The sequence below is a fragment of the Xanthomonas hyacinthi genome (genome assembly GCF_009769165.1).
Taxonomy (GTDB): Bacteria; Pseudomonadota; Gammaproteobacteria; order Xanthomonadales; family Xanthomonadaceae; genus Xanthomonas_A; species Xanthomonas_A hyacinthi.
This window is the reverse complement of the sequence record NZ_CP043476.1, coordinates 3208898-3224251: the sequence shown is the minus strand read 5'-3', so window position 1 is coordinate 3224251 and position 15354 is coordinate 3208898. Positions and strand designations below refer to the sequence as shown.

Genomic DNA, 15354 nt, shown 5'->3' with positions numbered 1-15354 from the left:
GGCGACGCCGTCGCTGGCCGGAAGACAGGACTTGCCTAGAAGCGCGTGGTGAGGGTGACGCCGTAGGTGCGCGGATCGCCCAGACGGGTGACGTAGAAACCATTGGAGTACAGCTGGGCTTGAATCTTGTAGACCTTGTCGGTCACGTTGTTCGCGTATACGCCGACATTGGTCCGACCACCGTTGAAGTCGTAGCCGGCCCGCACCGTGCCCAGCCAGTACCCTTCCTGCACGACGTACGGATCGGTCCTGTCGGTGACGTTGAAGTTGTGCCTGCCGGTATAGGACCAGTCGGTGCCCAGCTTCAGCGCGCCGCTGCCCAGCGGCAGGCTGTAGTCCAGGCCGATCAGCCCCGTCTCGTTGGGCACGCGGGCGAAGTTGTAGCCCTTGTAGCTGGTCGTGCCCGTGACCAGCTCGGTGTATTTGGTGCGCAGCGAGCTGATGTTGCCGTGCAGGACCAGGTGATCGGTGAGCAGCGCGCGAACTTCCACTTCCGCTCCCTTGACATGGCCCTGCCCCGCGTTGGCCAGGATCGAGCGAAAGGTTCCGTCGATGATGCGGTTGACGGTCAGCTGGATGTCCCGATAGTCGTAGTAGTAGACCGCGCTGTTGACCGAGAGCCGGCCGTCCAGCCATTCGCTCTTGTAGCCGATCTCGTAGGCAGTGAGCTTTTCCGGATTCACGACTACTGGTGGCGAGCTGACGCTCGCGCCGCCAGCGTAGTTGCCAGAGCGATAGCCGCTGGCGATGCGGGCATAGGCCAATTGGCTGTCGCTAATTTGATAGCGCGGCGTGACGTCGAAGCCGAGGTTGTTCCAGCTGCGGTTCTCATGCAGCTGCTGAACCGACTGCAGCGCAAGCGGCGACTGTTCCACCCGCCACCAGGTGCCGGCGCTGAACGGCACCGTCCCATCGACCGTCTTGCGCGAGGAGAGCGTTTCCAGGTCGATGCCAACCTTCTCGGAGGTATAGCGCAGACCGGCGGTCAGGGCGAACCTGTCCGTGATGTCGTAGGTGGCGCTGCCGAACACCGCGCTGCTCCTGGTGGTCTGCCGGTATCGGCTGTAAGTCAGCGCGCGATTGGTCGTGCTGACCGGGTATACCGTCGCGCTGGCCGAATCGTTGTGATTGAGATCGTCGAAATAGTAGGCGCCGACGATCCAGTTGAAACGCTCTTCGCGCGGCGAAGCCAGGCGCAGTTCCTGGCTGTACTGGCGGGCGCTGTTCTTGCTGTAGGAGTACGAGTACGCCTGTGGCGTGTAGCCGGAATCGCCCACCGGCGTCTCCCGCTTGCCGTCGTCATAGGCGCTAATGGAGGTCAGCAGCAGGTCGCCGATGTTCCAGTCGACCTTGAGGTTGGCGCCCTCGGTATCGACATCGGTGTCCACATCGTCGCCGCTGTAGTCCACCTTCGTGCGATCCCCGGTGAGCACATAGGGCGAGGTATACCCGTCGATCGTCGCCACGCCCGGGCGGGTGACCGGGTAGCTGGGCGTGGAACTGCCGCTGAAACGCCGGACATGCACGTTCAAACTGGCCGTCGTGTCGGCATTGAGGTTGGCCAACAACTGGTAGCGCAACGCCAGGTCCCGCAGCCCGCCGATGTTCTGTCCATTGCGGCGGTTGCTCGCCCAACCGTCGCGCTCGTCGTCGTGGACCGAGAAGCGCTGTGCCAGTACGCCATCGAGCAGCGGGCCACCCAAAGCTCCCTCGAGCAGTCGCTGGCCATAGTCGCCTACGCCGACCTTGGCATAACCGCCCGGCGTCACGCTGGGGGCCTTGGAAATGAAGTTGTAGGCGCCGCCAGTGGTGTTCTTGCCCCAGAGGGTACCTTGCGGACCGCGCAGCACCTCGACCCGTTGCAGATCGAACAGCGGCCCGCCGAGGAACAAGCTGTTGAGGTAATAGACCTCGTCGAAGTAAATGCCGATGGGCTGGACGGCGTTGTTGGTGGCCTCGTTGGAGCCGATGCCGCGGATAAAGAAGCGCGGACGCGCACGGTACTCGGCATTCCACGAGGTCGCCCCTGGAACCTCCTTGGCGATGTCCTTGGTAGTGCGCAGCTCGTCGCCCTGGATCTGCTCGCCGAGCACCGCGGTCACCGCGGAGGGCACCCTCTGGATGCTCTCCTTGCGCTTCTGCGCGGTCACGGTGACGTTGTCGAGCGTCACCGTCGAGGTACCGGCATGGCCGTCCGTCTCCTCAGCATATGCCTCCACGGCGGCCACGGCAGTCAGTGCCGAAACGTGAAGGGTCGCCAGCGCCAGCCGCGACAAGCGTGTTGCGCAAGTTGTACGAATCATGATGGCCTGTCGTGGGGAGAGTCGGGAACTCCACCGGCCAGACATCGCGCAAACAGGCCGGTGCGCCATTACTCATCCCCAGCAGGTCCAAAATCAAAGAACACGTGTTTGTGTTCATATAGGGATTTGTCATGTTCCACTGGCCAGCCTCACCGGGTATGCTCCCCATCAGCATCAGCGCCATGAATAACCCCTCCTTTTCAGCCATTTCCTCTCTTTTCCCAAACTACGCCCCTGGTTCGTCAGCCCCCAGAAACGCTGCCCCGCCGCACTTGAATGAACACTACAAGTGAACACTAAACTCCCGACCTGTCGGCTTGGCGATGAGGAATTCCTCCTGGTTGCGCACTTCCTGCCGCAGGAACGAGGCAATGTCAAACTTTCCGGCCGCCTCGTACTCGAGGCAGTGCTGCACGTCATGGAAACCGGATGTCCCTGGAAGGAACTCCCGCCCGAATACGGCCCGTGGCACACCGTTTACACCCGTGCGCGCCGCTGGTCGCACAGTGGCGTACTGAGAAAGGTCCTGGATGCCCTGCAGTCGATGCCACTGCACCAAGAGGCGTCGGACACGACAATGCGCAGCTCGTCGCCCTCCCGTCCCCGGGTGGTCCCCCGCATGGCCACGGCGGAAGTCCCCGATCAACATCTGCTTTCCCTGGCGGACGAAATGAGACCGATGATTTTCAATCTGACCAGGTGTCTGATGATGGAGCGCAGCGACGTCGGCATTTCCCAGTTGGAAGTCGCCATTCTCATGCGTGTCGAGGCCCGCCCCGGCATCGGTATCAGCACGCTCGGGACCCAGATCGAGCAGCATCCGGCAACAATCGGCCTCGCGGTTCGCCGACTGGTCCAGCAGGGTCGTCTATCGTCCGGTCCGCGTGCTCCGATGGACAAGCGCCGCGCCGCCCTGACCATCTGCGATGCAGGTCTCCAGGCACTCAGCAAGGTGAGGTCCAGCCGAAGCTGGCAGTTGATCCGGCAACTGCGCACGCTGCCGCCGGATGATGTCATTGCCATCGAGCACGCGCTCGGCCCCTTGCAACAGGTATTACTAGGACTGCGCCGACTTTTTGCGATATAGCTGCGCTATTCCGGCCCAATCATGTAGGGCATGTCGTCACTCCCCGAGCAGGCCGCGCCGCGCATGCGCGTGCATGCGGCAAGGAAGAGGCAGGAAGTGGACATCGGTCCACGCCCGAGCGATGACGCGGTGGCGTGCGCGCGCAAGCGCGGCCCTGCGGGGCGGGTCTGGCAGGCCGCCAGATCCAACGCGGCCGACTCGAGAATGGATGACACGCCCTAGCGATCGCCCAGGATGCCTTCGACCCGCGGCGCCAGCGCCTTGAGCATCGTCTGCGCGGCCTTGGACAGCTGCCGCTGCGGCGCCACGCACAGCGACAACGTCATCGGCTTGGCCAGGCCTTCGCGCAGCGGCACGAACGCCAGCCGGCCCTCGGCCAGGTCGGCGACCACGTCCAGTTGCGACAGCAGCCCCACGCCGACGCCCTGGCGGACCAGCGAGCGCAGCGTCCGCACGTCGTTGCAGCGGATGCAGCGACGCGTGTCGATGTGCTGGCGCTGGTACACCACCTTGGCGTGTTCGTTGACGATCAACGGCGCGGCCGGCAGCAGCAGGCGGTAGTCGAGCACCTCGTTCAACTGCAGGCTGGTCCTGCCGCCGAGCGGATGGCCGACCGGCATGCAGATGCCCAGCGGGATCTCGGCGAAGGCCAGCACCTCCAGGTCGACGCCGCTGACCGGGTCCAGCAGCAGCCCGAAATCCACCTCAGCAGCGATGACCTTGTCGGCGACCTTCTGGTTGTCCTCGGTCTGCAGGCCGAAGGTGATCCCCGGATAGTCCTCGATCAGTTGCGCGATGACCTCCACCACGATGCCTTCGCTCAATGCATCGATCATCGCGATCTCGACGTGGCCGCGGCGCAGGCCCTTCAGCTCGTCGAACTGCTCCAGGACGCGCCGGTAGCTCTTTTCCCAACGGCGCGCGTCGACCAGCAGCAATTCGCCGGCGCTGGTCAGGCGCAGTCCGCCGGGCAGGCGCTCGAACAACTGCACGCCGAGCTTTTCCTCGGCCTTGAGGATCTGCCGGTCGATCGCCGAGGCCGACACGTGCAGCGCTTCGGAGGCGCGGCGGATGCTGCGCCAATGCGCCACTTCCATGAAATAGCGGGTGAAGCGGGAGAAGGTCGGCATAGCGGCATCGGTTCCTGTCTGGGCCTGGCGCTCGGCGCGTCGCGCCGTCTTCGGTGCGCAGGCGCCATAGTACGGAAGCGTCGGCGAGGCGGGCGCATGCTGCGGATCCGTCGGCGCCGCCTCCGCCAGCGCTCCGGCGCGGGCGCGAACTGCGACGTTGCGGTCGCTCGCCATCGTCTGCGGCCGCTACGCAAGCAACAGACTACCAGCCGGCCACCGCGCCATCGCTGCGCGGGTCGCTGGCGCCGCACAGGGTGCCGTCGGCCTCGCGCAGCACTGCACCGGCGTGGCCCATCAGCGACGTGAACGGCGGCAACAGTTCGACGCTGTGGCCGCTCGCGCGCAATGCCTGCACCACGGCGGGGTCGAAACGGTCTTCGAGCTTCAACGTGGTGCTGTCCTCGCCCCAGGTGCGGCCGAGCAGCCAGCGCGGCGCGCTGAGCGCCTGCTGCAGCGGCATGCCGAAGCGCGCGTAGCGGCTGAACAGCGCCGCCTGGGTCTGCGGCTGGCCTTCGCCGCCCATGGTGCCGTAGGCCATGAGCCGGCCGTCGTCGAAGCGCGCCAGCGCCGGATTGAGCGTGTGGAACGGCTTGCGCCCGGGCGCCAGCGCATTGCAGCCGCCGGCGGCGAGACGGAAGCTGCAGCCGCGGTTCTGCCAGACGATGCCGCTGCGCGGCAGCACCAGCCCCGAACCGAATTCGAAATAGGTCGACTGGATGCAGCTGACCGCGCGGCCGGCGCCGTCGATCGCGCCGAACCACACGGTGTCGCCGGCCTGCGAGGGTTGCGGCCACGGCAGCGCGCGGGCCGGGTCGATGCGTGCGGCCATGGCGTCGAGCGCCGCGGCGTCGTCGAGCAGCGCCTGCGCGTCCAGGGTCATCCAGGCCGGGTCGCCGACGTGCGCGTCGCGCACCAGGAACGCCTGCTTGGTCGCTTCGATCAGCCCATGCAGATGCGCGTAGCCATCGGCCTGGTCGACGGCCAGGCGATCGAACAGCGCCAGGATCAGCAGCGAGGCCAGGCCCTGGGTCGGCGGCGCGTGGTTGTACAGGCGCGCGCCGGCGATCGCCACCGACAGCGGCACGCTGGCCTCGGCCTGGTGCGCGGCCAGATCGGCGGCGCGCAGCGGACTGCCCAGGGCCTGCAGATCGGCGGCGATGTCGGCCGCCAGCGCGCCGCGGTAGAAATCGTCCAGGCCGGCCGCGGCCAGGCGCTGCAGCGTGGCGGCCAGCTGCGGCTGGCGCAGCAGTTCGCCTTCGCGCAATGGCCGGCCGGCGGCTTCGAAGATCGCCGCATAGGCGCCGGGCTGGTCGCGCAGCTCGGCGCTCTTGGCCGCGGCGATGGCGGCGCCGCCGAGGGTGACCGGCACGCCGGCCACAGCGTGATGGATGGCGTCGTCGAGCAGCCGCGACAGTGGCAGCTGCGCGTCGCTCCCCCGCAGCGCCAGCGCCCAGCCGGACACGGTGCCGGCAACGGTGTTGGCCGCGCCCGGGCCGCGCCAGGGGATCGCCGCCAGTCCGGCGTAATGCTCCGGCGTGGCCGCCTGCGCGGCGCGGCCGCAGGCATCGATCGCATGCACCCGCCCATCGGGTTCGGCGATCAGCCAGAAGCCGTCGCCGCCGATGCCGGTCATATGCGGGTAGACCACGGCCAGGCAGGCGGCGGTGGCGACCGCGGCGTCGATGGCCGTGCCGCCGTCGCGCAGCACGTCGCGCCCGGCCTGCGCGGCGAGGTGGTGCGGGGCGACGACCATGCCGCGCCGGGAGCGCAGGGTGTGCAGCATCAGCGCAGCGCCTCCGCTGCGCTGTAGCCGATCGGTCCATCCTGTTCGAGCCTGGCGGCGAGCGCGAACAGGCGGTCCTCGCGGCCGGGCGCGGCGATCAACTGCACGCCCAGCGGCAACTGGCCGGGACGCCTGAGCGGGGCCGCCAGCACCGGGCAGCGGGCCAGACCAAGCGGCTGGGTGAACAGGCCGAGGTTGGCGCGTGCGGACACCGGCTGGCCGTCGATCACGATGCTCTCCTGGTCGATGCGCGGGGCCACGCAGGGCGCTGCGGGCGCGACCAGCACGTCGACCTCGTCCCATAGCTTGCGCATCGCAGCGTCGAACCACGCGGCGAAACGCTGCGCGTCGGCGATCGCCGCGGCCGGCAGTTGCAGCCCGGCCAGCAGGCGGTCGCGCGTTGCCGGGTCGAAGCCGGCGGCATCCTTGGCGAGCGCGGCGCGGTGCCGGAACCCGCCTTCGGCGGCGGTCATCACGAAGGCCGCCGCGCGCGCGCGCGGGGCATCGGGCAGCTCGCGGGTGGCGGCGACGCCGAGGTGGCTGGCGAGTGCATCGAGGCCGGCGGCGAGGGCGGGATCGAGATTGCGTGCGAACCAGCCGCCGAGGCGGGCGATGCGCAGCGCGGAGGCGTCGCAGGGCGGCAGCGATGCGCCGCTCATGGCCTCGTGCGCGAGGCGCAGGTCGGCGACCGAGGTGGCGAACGGGCCGGCGACGTCGAACGCATCGACGAACGGGAACACCCCGTCCAGCGGCAGGCTGCCGTGGCTGGAGCGCAGGCCATAGATGCCGCACAACGCGGCCGGCACGCGGATCGAGCCGTTGGTGTCCGAGCCGAGCGCGAACGGCACCAGCCCGGCCGCGACCGCCGCCGCCGAGCCGCCGGACGAGCCGCCCGCGAGGCGCGCGGTGTCGTGCGGGTTGCGGGTGGTGCCGTAATGCGCATTGACGGTGGCGAAGCCGTAGGCGAACTCGTCCATGTTGGCGGTGCCGACCAGGATCGCGCCGGCCTCGGCCAGGCGCCGGACGAGGCCGGCGTCGTGCGTTGCCGGGGCGGCGTCGGCGCGGATCGCGGCGCCGGCGGTGGTCGGCAGACCGGCGACGTCGAACAGGTCCTTCACCGCGAACGGGACGCCGGCGAGCGTGCCGCCATCGCGGCCGCCGGCCAGGCTGGCCTGTACGCGGGTGGCATCGGCGTGGGCGCGTTCGGGGAGAAGGCGGGTGAAGGCGTTCAGGCCGGGATTGGCGTCGGCGATGCGCGCGAGCGTGCGTGCGGTATGGGCGTGCGCGTGGCCGGGCGTGGTGCGGGTGGCTTCGACGATCGCGGCGATCTGGCCGGGGCCTGCTGCGGGCCGGGGTTCGGCCGGCGCGGTGAAGTCGTGCAGCAATCGGGCGTAGCCGTCGAGCAGTCCGGCGTTGCGCTGGATGCCTGGCTGGTATTCGGCGGGAATGTACATCGGTCTCGTGGTCCTGGCGTCGTGGCGGCGGCTCTGGGTGGGCTTCGGGTCGGCAACCGCGATGGGGCGTCCCCTGCGCCTGCGCTATCCGAGTCTACGGGTTGAAGCAACCGCGAAGGCAAAGGCTTGCGCCATTCGGGCGAATTCCTTTTTCCTTATGGCTTGCGCAAAAAAACCACGCGAAAGAAAGCCACGTGCATGCACGTACATCGCATCATCGCTGCGAGGCGTTTCCCGCCGGCTGCGCCGCTGCGGACAGGCCCCTGCGCAGCGAACGGCAATGTCGAGATCACCCGCGACCGACGGCAACGGCCAGGCAGCGCGGCGCTCAGGCCATCGGCAGCGGCGCCCCCACCGATGGCGGGTGCGGTGCGCTGAGGCGCTCGACCAAGAGCGCTTCCACCGCCGCCACGTCCATCTCCAGCACCACGCTCTGCGCCTGTTCGCCCAGGCCCGGCTGATAGCCCGGTGCCCACGACAGCGTGTCGCCGTAGCCGGGGCCGAACTCGGTATTGGTGTCGACGTAAAGCGTTTCGGCGACGCTGGCCAGCTGCGGACGCAGCCAGACCGCGGTGGCCAGCTCGTCCCACAGCGGGAAGCCCGGCTCGCGGCGGCGCAGGGCCTGGCCCATCGGGGTGTCGGCGGCGCCGATGCGCGCGACCAGATCGGCGGTCAGTTCGGTGGCGGTGGACGGATCGACCGGCACCATCACGATCTTCTTCCACGGCGCGCGCTGCACGATGCGGGCCGCTTCCGGGTCCCAGCGGATGTTGAACTCGCGCCGCGGCGAATTGACGAACTCGCGCGCGAACTGGTCCGCCGAGACGCTGTCCCGCCGGCGCCGCGGATTGAGGCTGCCGCCCATGTAGACCAGTTCCTTCGCCAGCGTGGCGAACTGCGGATCCAGCGACTGCGCCAGGGCGAGGTTGGTCAGCGGGCCGGTGGCGACGATGCTGACCTGGCCGGGATACTGGCGGACCATGCGCAGCATGAACAGCGCCGCGTGCTCGTCGGACGGACGCACCACGCTGGGATTGCCCAGCGCCAAGTCGGGCACGACGTCGTGGGCGTGGTAGCGCGGCGAGCTCTGCACGGTGTCGGCGTCGATCCATTGCCTGGTCCAGGCGCCCTTCCACACCAGTTTGCCGTACAGCGCCTCCCAGCGCTCGGTGGCGGCTTCGGAGTTGAGCAGCGGGAACACCGGGCCGGGCAGGACCGGGATGTCGGGACGGCCGGCCAGTTCGAGCAGGCGGCAGCTGTGGGCGAGGACCTCGTCGCGCCAGATGTTGCCGCTCACGGCGCAGATGCCGAGCACTTCGACCTCGGGCGATTGCAGCAACAGCAGGTGTGCGGGAGTGAAGCCGTCGATGTCGTCTTCGAGGATCACCAGGCGTTTGCCGGAAGCGGAGCGATGCGATTCGGTCATTGGGTGGACAAATAAAGGGGGCGGGCGGGGCCGGTGCGGCACACCGGATCGGAAACAATCCGGCCGCCCGCGCAACCCGCGGACGGCCGGGAGCCGCCGTGCTGCTTATAGCGCGATCGAGCCGCCGAAGGTCACCATCACGGTGCGGTCCTGCAGCAACTGCCACGAGGCGCCCGCGGCGGTGGTGGCCAGCGAGGTGGTGGCCGAGTAGTTCAGCGCCTGGCGATTGCCGAGGTTGAACAGGTTGACCTTCAGGTAGGGCTTCTTCAGACCGCCGAAGTCCTTGAAGTTCCAGCCGCCATTGAGGTTGACCACCGAGAAGCCGCCCGAGTACGAGCCGGCCGCGTTGCTGAAGGTGCCCCAGATGCCGCTCTGCACAGTGGTGCTGAGGCTGGCCCAGAACGGGCCCTGGTCGTAGTTCACCGACACGTAGCCGGAATTCTTCGGTGCGTTGACCAGCGTCTTGCCCTGGGTCCGGTAGGTGGTATTGCCCAGCGCGACGTTGTCCTGCATCTCGCTGGTGGCATGCGCATAGGAGGCATAGGCCGACCAGTGGTCATCGAGCTTGTAGTTCAACTCGGCATTGACGCCGCGCATCTTGACCTCGCCCAGCGAAAAGTAGACCGGCGCCGAGGTCGCCGGGTCGGAACCGCTGAACTGCTTGTTCTTGAAGTCGGTCGCGTAGGCATCGATGGAGGCGCTCAACTTGTCGCCGTAGAAGCGCCAGCCCAGGTCGAACGTGGTCGCCTTCTCCGGCGCGGCGTCGCCGACCGACGCCGACTTGCCCGCCGCCTGCGCGTAGGCCGCGCCCCAGATGTCGTACAGGGCCGAGGTGTTGATCGCCGCGCGGTAGGTCTCGCCGAAGCCCAGGTAGAACTGGTTGCGCTCGTCGAGCTGGAACTTCAGGCCGGCGGTCGGGGTGAACCGCTTGTAGGTGCGCGCGCCGGAGGCGTACAGCTCGCTGGAGGACGCGCTGGCCAGGTCGATGCCGTTGCCCGAGTCCGGCCAGGTCGAGTACCAGCCCTTGCGCTGCACCCAGGTGTAGGCGCCGCCGATGCTGACGGTCCACTGGTCGTTGGGGGTCCAGGTGTTGGTGGCGAAGACGCGGTAGGTCGGCGTGGTCGAGTAGTAGGTGTAGCCGATCCTCGGCGTGCCGTTGGCGTTCTTGTAGTAGTGGGCGCTCTCGTGGCCCCAGATGTCGGACGGATTGCCCTGGCCGTCGGCCGGCAGGTAGGGGTTGGAACCCTGCTGGCGCGGACGTTCGGCCAGGAAGCCGTACTCCAGGCTGTCGTTCAGGCCGAAGTCCTGCTTGAACTTGACGTGGAGGCCCGGGCGGAAGGTGTCGGAGGTGTAGAACACGTAGGTGTTGGCGTAGCCGTAGCTGCCGCCGCCGTAGCCATAGACGAAATACGGCACCACCGACAGATGCAGGCTGTCGCTCAGGGCGAACTCGCCGTCCAGGCTGACGATCGCGCTGGTGAACGGATTGACCTCGGTGCCGACCCAGTCGCCGGCGTTGCTGGACTGGTAGGGCTGGAGGTAGCCGTAATGGTAGCCGTACCGCGCGATCTGCGCCTTGGTCAGGTTGCGGTAGTTGTTCTTGACCTCGCGGTTGTACTGCAGCGAGGCGGTGACCGAGTTGTCCGCATCGATGGTCCATACCGACTTGCCGTCGACCTTGGTCACCTTCGATTCGCCGGCGCCGCGCCACAGGTCGGTCTCGTTGTGGGAATAGGAGATCCACGAACGCACCGGACCGAGGTCGCCCGTGTTGTAGCGCACGAAGCTGCGCTTGTAGTTGTTGCTGCCCAGGCTCTGGCTGATGTCCACGCCGGCGTCGTGGGTGGGATCGACGCTGACCCAGGCGATGTTGCCACCGGCCGCGCCGATCACCGGTGAGGTCACGCTCGGGAAGCCCTGCTCGACGGTGATGTCGCCCATGTTCTCGGTGTCGCCGTACTCGGTGGCGTATATCTTGTAGTTGCCCGAATCGTTGATCGGCACACCGTTGACGGTCACGCCGATTTCGTCGGCGGGGAAGCCGCGCACGCTGAAGTTGCCGTCGTTGAGGCCGGTGACGTCGTTGGTGGCAGAGATCGCACCGGGGATCGAGGCCAGCATCTGGGTGAAGTTGGCGCCCGGAGCGGTCTTGAGGATCGCCTCGCGGCCGATCGTGGAGACCGCCTTCGGCGCGACCTGCACCTGCATGTTGCCGCCGCCCAGCGACAGCGACTGCGCGCTGACCGAGACCGCGTCCAGCTGTTGCACGCGCTTGGTGGCGTTGGAGTTGGTGGTGTTGGAGGTGCTGCTGACGCTGGACCGCAGCGCCGCCGCCGTGGCGTCGGATTGCGATTGCGCGAAGGCGGCGGAGGCCGGAATACAGAGAACGGCGCACACGGCGACGGCCAGTGCGCTGCTGCTGAGGGGGAGGGTTTTCATGTGGGTGCCTGCGTGGGAGAGGAGTAGCGGATGAATCGGCTGAAACGTACGTGCGGTCTCGCCGGCGATGCCGGACCAGCCCGCGCTGGAGGGCATTCCCGCCCCGGACTGGGTGATCTCCTGACGTTGCGTCGCTCCGGCTTGCGCACCTTCTCGCCTGAGCGGCCCAGTGCGTGGGCAGCTCCGGCCCGCGCCCCGAAACAGCGGCGCCGGGTCATGCTGCGCTCCCTGGAATCTGCGCCCGGTGGCGCGCCCGGTGGGCGCGGATTTCATGCACGACCGGCACGCCGACGCGGTCGTTGGCCTGGCAGGCGGCGATCTGGCCGGGCGTCTCGTCGCCGATCGTGGCCAGTGGGCCGACGCCGGGCGGCGGCTGGCAGGATTGCGCGCGGTGCGCAGCGCCAGCACGCGCTGCGGATCGACCAAGCCCGCGCCGGCAGAGCGCTCGATGCACTGGGCGGCGTTCCGGCCCTGCAGGTTGCGCATCGCGTTGCGGCGGGCGCCGCGCACGGCACCGCGCACGGCCATGGTCCGGCGCAGCCGTTCGCGTTCGACCCGGCACGGGTACTCGTCCGGCTTGTCGCCGGCGTCCTCGCCGTTTTCGGAATTGGCCAGGACTGCCATCCGCGCCACAATGCGCCGGACCGGCAGCGTCCGCATGGCCCGCGCACAGCGTCACGCACAGCCCCGGGACTGCGATCCGACCAGGTTTCATCGACCCCATTGCGCACTCACCCCTATCCTTGCGAACCAGCAAAACGTCTCGTCCGTGCCGCGCTTCGGCGCCGCACGGCACGCTACGGTCACGGCACCGCCACGCCGACCGCCGGCGCCGCCGGACGGGTCGACAACCGCACCAACATGCGTTCGAACCGCGGCACGTCGACCTCGCGCACCACCGCCTGGCGCTGCTCGCCCAGGCCCGGCGCATAGCCGGGCGCCCACGAAAGCACGTCGCCGTAGCCCGCGCCGAACTGGGTATTGGCGTCGACGCACAACGCATCGGCACGCACGACCAGCGTCGGCTCCAGCCACACCGCCACCGCCAGCTCGTCCCACAGCGGGAAGCCGGGCTGGCGCCGCTGCAGCGCGCGCGCGATCGGCGTATCGCCGCGGCTCATCCGCCGCAACAACGCAGGCGTGAGTTCGGTGGCGGTGGACGGATCCACCGGCACCATCACGATGCGGCGCCACGGCGCGCGCATGACGATGCTGGCGGCTTCCGGATCCCAGCGGATGTTGAATTCGCGGCGCGGCGTATTGGCGAACTCGCGGGCGAACTGGCCGGCGGCGACGCTGTCGCGCCGCTGCTGCGGGTTCAGGCTGCCGCCCATGTAGACCAGCTCCCTGGCCAGCGTGGCGAACTGCGGATCCAGCCGCTGCGCCAGTGCCAGGTTGGTCAGCGGGCCGGTGGCGACGATGCTGACCTGGCCGGGAAACTCGTGGACCTTGCGGATCAGGAACATGGCGGCCAGTTCGGCGGACGCCGGGACGACGCTGGGATTGCCCAGCGCCAGGTCCGGCACCAGTTCCGGGCCATGATGGCGCGGCGCCGCCTGCAGATTGCTTTCCACCCACTGCTTCATCCATGCGCCTTTCCACACCAGCCTGCCGTACAGCGCCTCCCAGCGTTCGGTCGCCGCCTCGGTATTGAGCAGCGGGTAGACCGCGCCAGGCAGCACCGGAATCCGCGGCTGTCCGGCGATCTCCAGCAGACGTCGCGCATGCGCCAATGCCTCGTCGCGCCAGACGTTGCCGCTGAGCACGGTGATGCCGAGCACTTGCACGTCCTCGGCCTGCAGCGCCATCAGCTGCGCGGGGCTGAAGCCGTCGATATCGTCGTCGAGGATCAGCAGACGCTTTTGCGCCGCCGCCGAGCCTGTGCCGACCACACCCAGGCACAGCAGCAGCAAGCGCAGGCGCGCCGGCATGCGGCGGCTGGCGGCCGCGGCACGCGCGGCGGCGGCAGCGGGTACGGCAGCGGCCGCCACCGCGCGGCGGCGAAAAACCGCACAGGCGCAAAGCGCACGCAGCGCGCCGGCCAAGCGCGGCGGCGACGCCACGGCGACCGGGTTCGCTGCGACAGCGCGCGGGCGGACGGGCGGCCACGCACGCATCAGTAGGGACTGCGCAATGCGCGCGCTTCGAACGCGGCGAAGTCGGCTTCCAACTGCCATTGCAGACGCGCCTTCTCGCTCGCCTGCAGCAGCGCCGCGCATCCCGCGTCGGCCTGCGCGGCCGCCAGCGCGGCCGCGCAGGCCGGCAACGGCGTGCTGCCGTCCTCGCCCCACAGGCTGTCGCCAGGCAGGAACGCATAGCTCACCCCATTGCGCGCGATCTGCTTCAGCGCCGGATAGTCCAGGCCCTGCTCCTGCACCGCGCGCTGATATTCGTGGGTCATGTCGCTGCGCGAGACCCCGGCATCGTCGGTCGACAACAGCACCGGCACGCCGGCGTGCAGATACATCGACAGCGGATGCTGTGCACCCTTCACCGCGAGGATGAGGTCGTTGCTGGTCAGGTTGATCTCCACCGCGACGCGCTGGCGCCGCATCTGCGCCAGCAGCGACGGCGCAGCGTCCTCGTAGGCGATGTCCACGCCATGGCCGATGCGCCGCGCGCCCGCCGCCACCGCCTCGCGGATGTGGAAGCGCAGCTCGGCCGGCGGCACCAGTCCCAGGGTCAGCTCGCCGGCATGCAGGCTCAGGCGCACCTGCGGATCGCGTGCGGAGAAGAAGCGGAACATCGCCATGTGCGCACGGTAGTCGGCCAACGCCACCGGGTTGTCTTCCGGATCGACGATGTTGACGCCGACGAAGCGCGGATCGGCCTTGACCAGCGCGTAGCCCAGCGCGATCTGTGCGAACGCGTACGCCTGCGGCATGGCGCGGTCGGCATACGGCAGATAGCGGTAGGCCACCGCGCACCCCGGACGCGCCTGCGCGGTGTCGCATTGCAACAGTGCGCGCAGGCGCGCCTGGACCTGGTCGAATTCCTGCATCGAGGCGCTTACCGCCGCCGGCAGCGCAGCGTCGAGCTGGCGCAGTGCGGCGGCATAGTCGCCGGGCTGCCACGGCCGCTGCAGCGCCAGCGCGGCCAGCGCCGTGGCCGCGGTCGGATTGACGATCAATTCGACGTAGCCGACGCGGTCGCGCGCCGCCTGCTCCAGCACCAGCGCCAGCGCCTCGGCCCGGCGCTGGCTCAGCGCCTGGAACTTGCCGAAGGTCGAGAAGAAACGCTCGTGCCCGGACGCTTGCGGCTGCCCGGGAACGAAATTGCGCATCGACAGCGCATCCACGGTCCGTGCGTACAGCCCCGGATCGCGCGCAGCCAGCCCGCGCGCCGGCGCCTGGCCCTCGCTGCACGGCGGCGCCCGCAACGTATAGTCGGCCAGCGTCACGCAGTCGCCGTCCTTGTCGGCCCAGCGCAGGAAATCCTCGGCATAGACACTGCCGGACAGATGATTGTGCAGGTCGCCGCCCTTGGGCATGGCCTGCAGGAAGCTGCGCAGCCGCGGCGGCTGCAGGCGCAGTTCGCGCAGTTGCGCCGCCACGCTGGCCTGGCGTGCGACAGCGGCAGGTCCGCCGGCGACCGGCTTCGCCGCGGCGGCAAGCGCCGCAGCGGCCAGCACCACCGCAAAGAGCAGCCCCCCCAGGCTCACCGTTTTGCTCGATACATCCATCGTTGCCCTTTGCTGGAATGAGTGACTGGATCCGCCGCCCGCGCCCGCCG

Annotated in this window: 10 protein-coding genes; 1 reads left to right on the top strand and 9 read right to left on the bottom strand. The window is 68.8% G+C overall.

The window, feature by feature from the left end:
- Positions 1-35 precede the first annotated feature (35 nt).
- Complete coding sequence (locus FZ025_RS14150) at positions 36-2228, bottom strand: TonB-dependent receptor (RefSeq protein WP_208803657.1); 2193 nt, start codon at positions 2226-2228, stop codon at positions 36-38.
- The gene (locus FZ025_RS21875; RefSeq protein ID WP_167523859.1) at positions 2203-2487 is read right to left on the bottom strand and encodes a hypothetical protein; all 285 of its coding nucleotides are present in this window, start codon (positions 2485-2487) and stop codon (positions 2203-2205) included. The genes FZ025_RS14150 and FZ025_RS21875 overlap by 26 nt, the downstream gene beginning before the upstream one ends.
- A 105-nt stretch (positions 2488-2592) precedes the next feature.
- Between FZ025_RS21875 and FZ025_RS14145 the strand changes: the two genes are divergently transcribed.
- Positions 2593-3390: a transposase gene (locus tag FZ025_RS14145; protein ID WP_053057193.1), complete on the top strand. Its 798-nt coding sequence runs from the start codon at positions 2593-2595 to the stop codon at positions 3388-3390.
- Between the two features lie 218 nt (positions 3391-3608).
- Here the strand turns inward: FZ025_RS14145 and FZ025_RS14140 are convergent, their stop codons facing one another.
- The 7 genes from FZ025_RS14140 to FZ025_RS14110 form a co-directional block, all read right to left on the bottom strand.
- The gene (locus FZ025_RS14140; RefSeq protein WP_046978598.1) at positions 3609-4520 is read right to left on the bottom strand and encodes a LysR family transcriptional regulator; all 912 of its coding nucleotides are present in this window, start codon (positions 4518-4520) and stop codon (positions 3609-3611) included.
- Positions 4521-4722: 202 nt separating this feature from the next.
- Complete coding sequence (locus FZ025_RS14135; RefSeq protein WP_046978586.1) at positions 4723-6303, bottom strand: gamma-glutamyltransferase family protein; 1581 nt, start codon at positions 6301-6303, stop codon at positions 4723-4725.
- Entirely contained in the window at positions 6303-7757 is a 1455-nt protein-coding gene (locus tag FZ025_RS14130) for an AtzE family amidohydrolase (RefSeq protein WP_104558248.1), read from the bottom strand. Before FZ025_RS14130 ends, FZ025_RS14135 begins: the two co-directional genes overlap by 1 nt.
- Before the next feature lie 328 nt (positions 7758-8085).
- Positions 8086-9183 (bottom strand): nucleoside hydrolase, encoded by a 1098-nt coding sequence (locus FZ025_RS14125; RefSeq protein WP_046978588.1) that lies wholly within the window; start codon positions 9181-9183, stop codon positions 8086-8088.
- Positions 9184-9288: 105 nt separating this feature from the next.
- Positions 9289-11622, bottom strand: coding sequence for a TonB-dependent receptor (locus FZ025_RS14120; RefSeq protein ID WP_046978599.1), 2334 nt, complete (start codon positions 11620-11622; stop codon positions 9289-9291).
- Positions 11623-12425: 803 nt separating this feature from the next.
- The gene (locus FZ025_RS14115; protein ID WP_104558278.1) at positions 12426-13553 is read right to left on the bottom strand and encodes a nucleoside hydrolase; all 1128 of its coding nucleotides are present in this window, start codon (positions 13551-13553) and stop codon (positions 12426-12428) included.
- Positions 13554-13738: 185 nt separating this feature from the next.
- On the bottom strand, positions 13739-15304 hold the full coding sequence (locus FZ025_RS14110; RefSeq protein WP_104558247.1) for an adenosine deaminase family protein: 1566 nt from the start codon (positions 15302-15304) through the stop codon (positions 13739-13741).
- Positions 15305-15354: the final 50 nt, after the last annotated feature.

Bases quoted from the DNA above. Each gene is read 5' to 3' on its own strand.
- FZ025_RS21875 (WP_167523859.1), bottom strand. From the start codon at position 2,487: ATGGCGCTGATGCTGATGGGGAGCATACCCGGTGAGGCTGGCCAGTGG.
- FZ025_RS14140 (WP_046978598.1), bottom strand. From the start codon at position 4,520: ATGCCGACCTTCTCCCGCTTCACCCGCTATTTCATGGAAGTGGCGCAT.
- FZ025_RS14135 (WP_046978586.1), bottom strand. From the start codon at position 6,303: ATGCTGCACACCCTGCGCTCCCGGCGCGGCATGGTCGTCGCCCCGCAC.
- FZ025_RS14130 (WP_104558248.1), bottom strand. From the start codon at position 7,757: ATGTACATTCCCGCCGAATACCAGCCAGGCATCCAGCGCAACGCCGGA.
- FZ025_RS14125 (WP_046978588.1), bottom strand. From the start codon at position 9,183: ATGACCGAATCGCATCGCTCCGCTTCCGGCAAACGCCTGGTGATCCTC.
- FZ025_RS14120 (WP_046978599.1), bottom strand. From the start codon at position 11,622: ATGAAAACCCTCCCCCTCAGCAGCAGCGCACTGGCCGTCGCCGTGTGC.
- FZ025_RS14115 (WP_104558278.1), bottom strand. From the start codon at position 13,553: ATGCCGGCGCGCCTGCGCTTGCTGCTGCTGTGCCTGGGTGTGGTCGGC.
- FZ025_RS14110 (WP_104558247.1), bottom strand. From the start codon at position 15,304: ATGGATGTATCGAGCAAAACGGTGAGCCTGGGGGGGCTGCTCTTTGCG.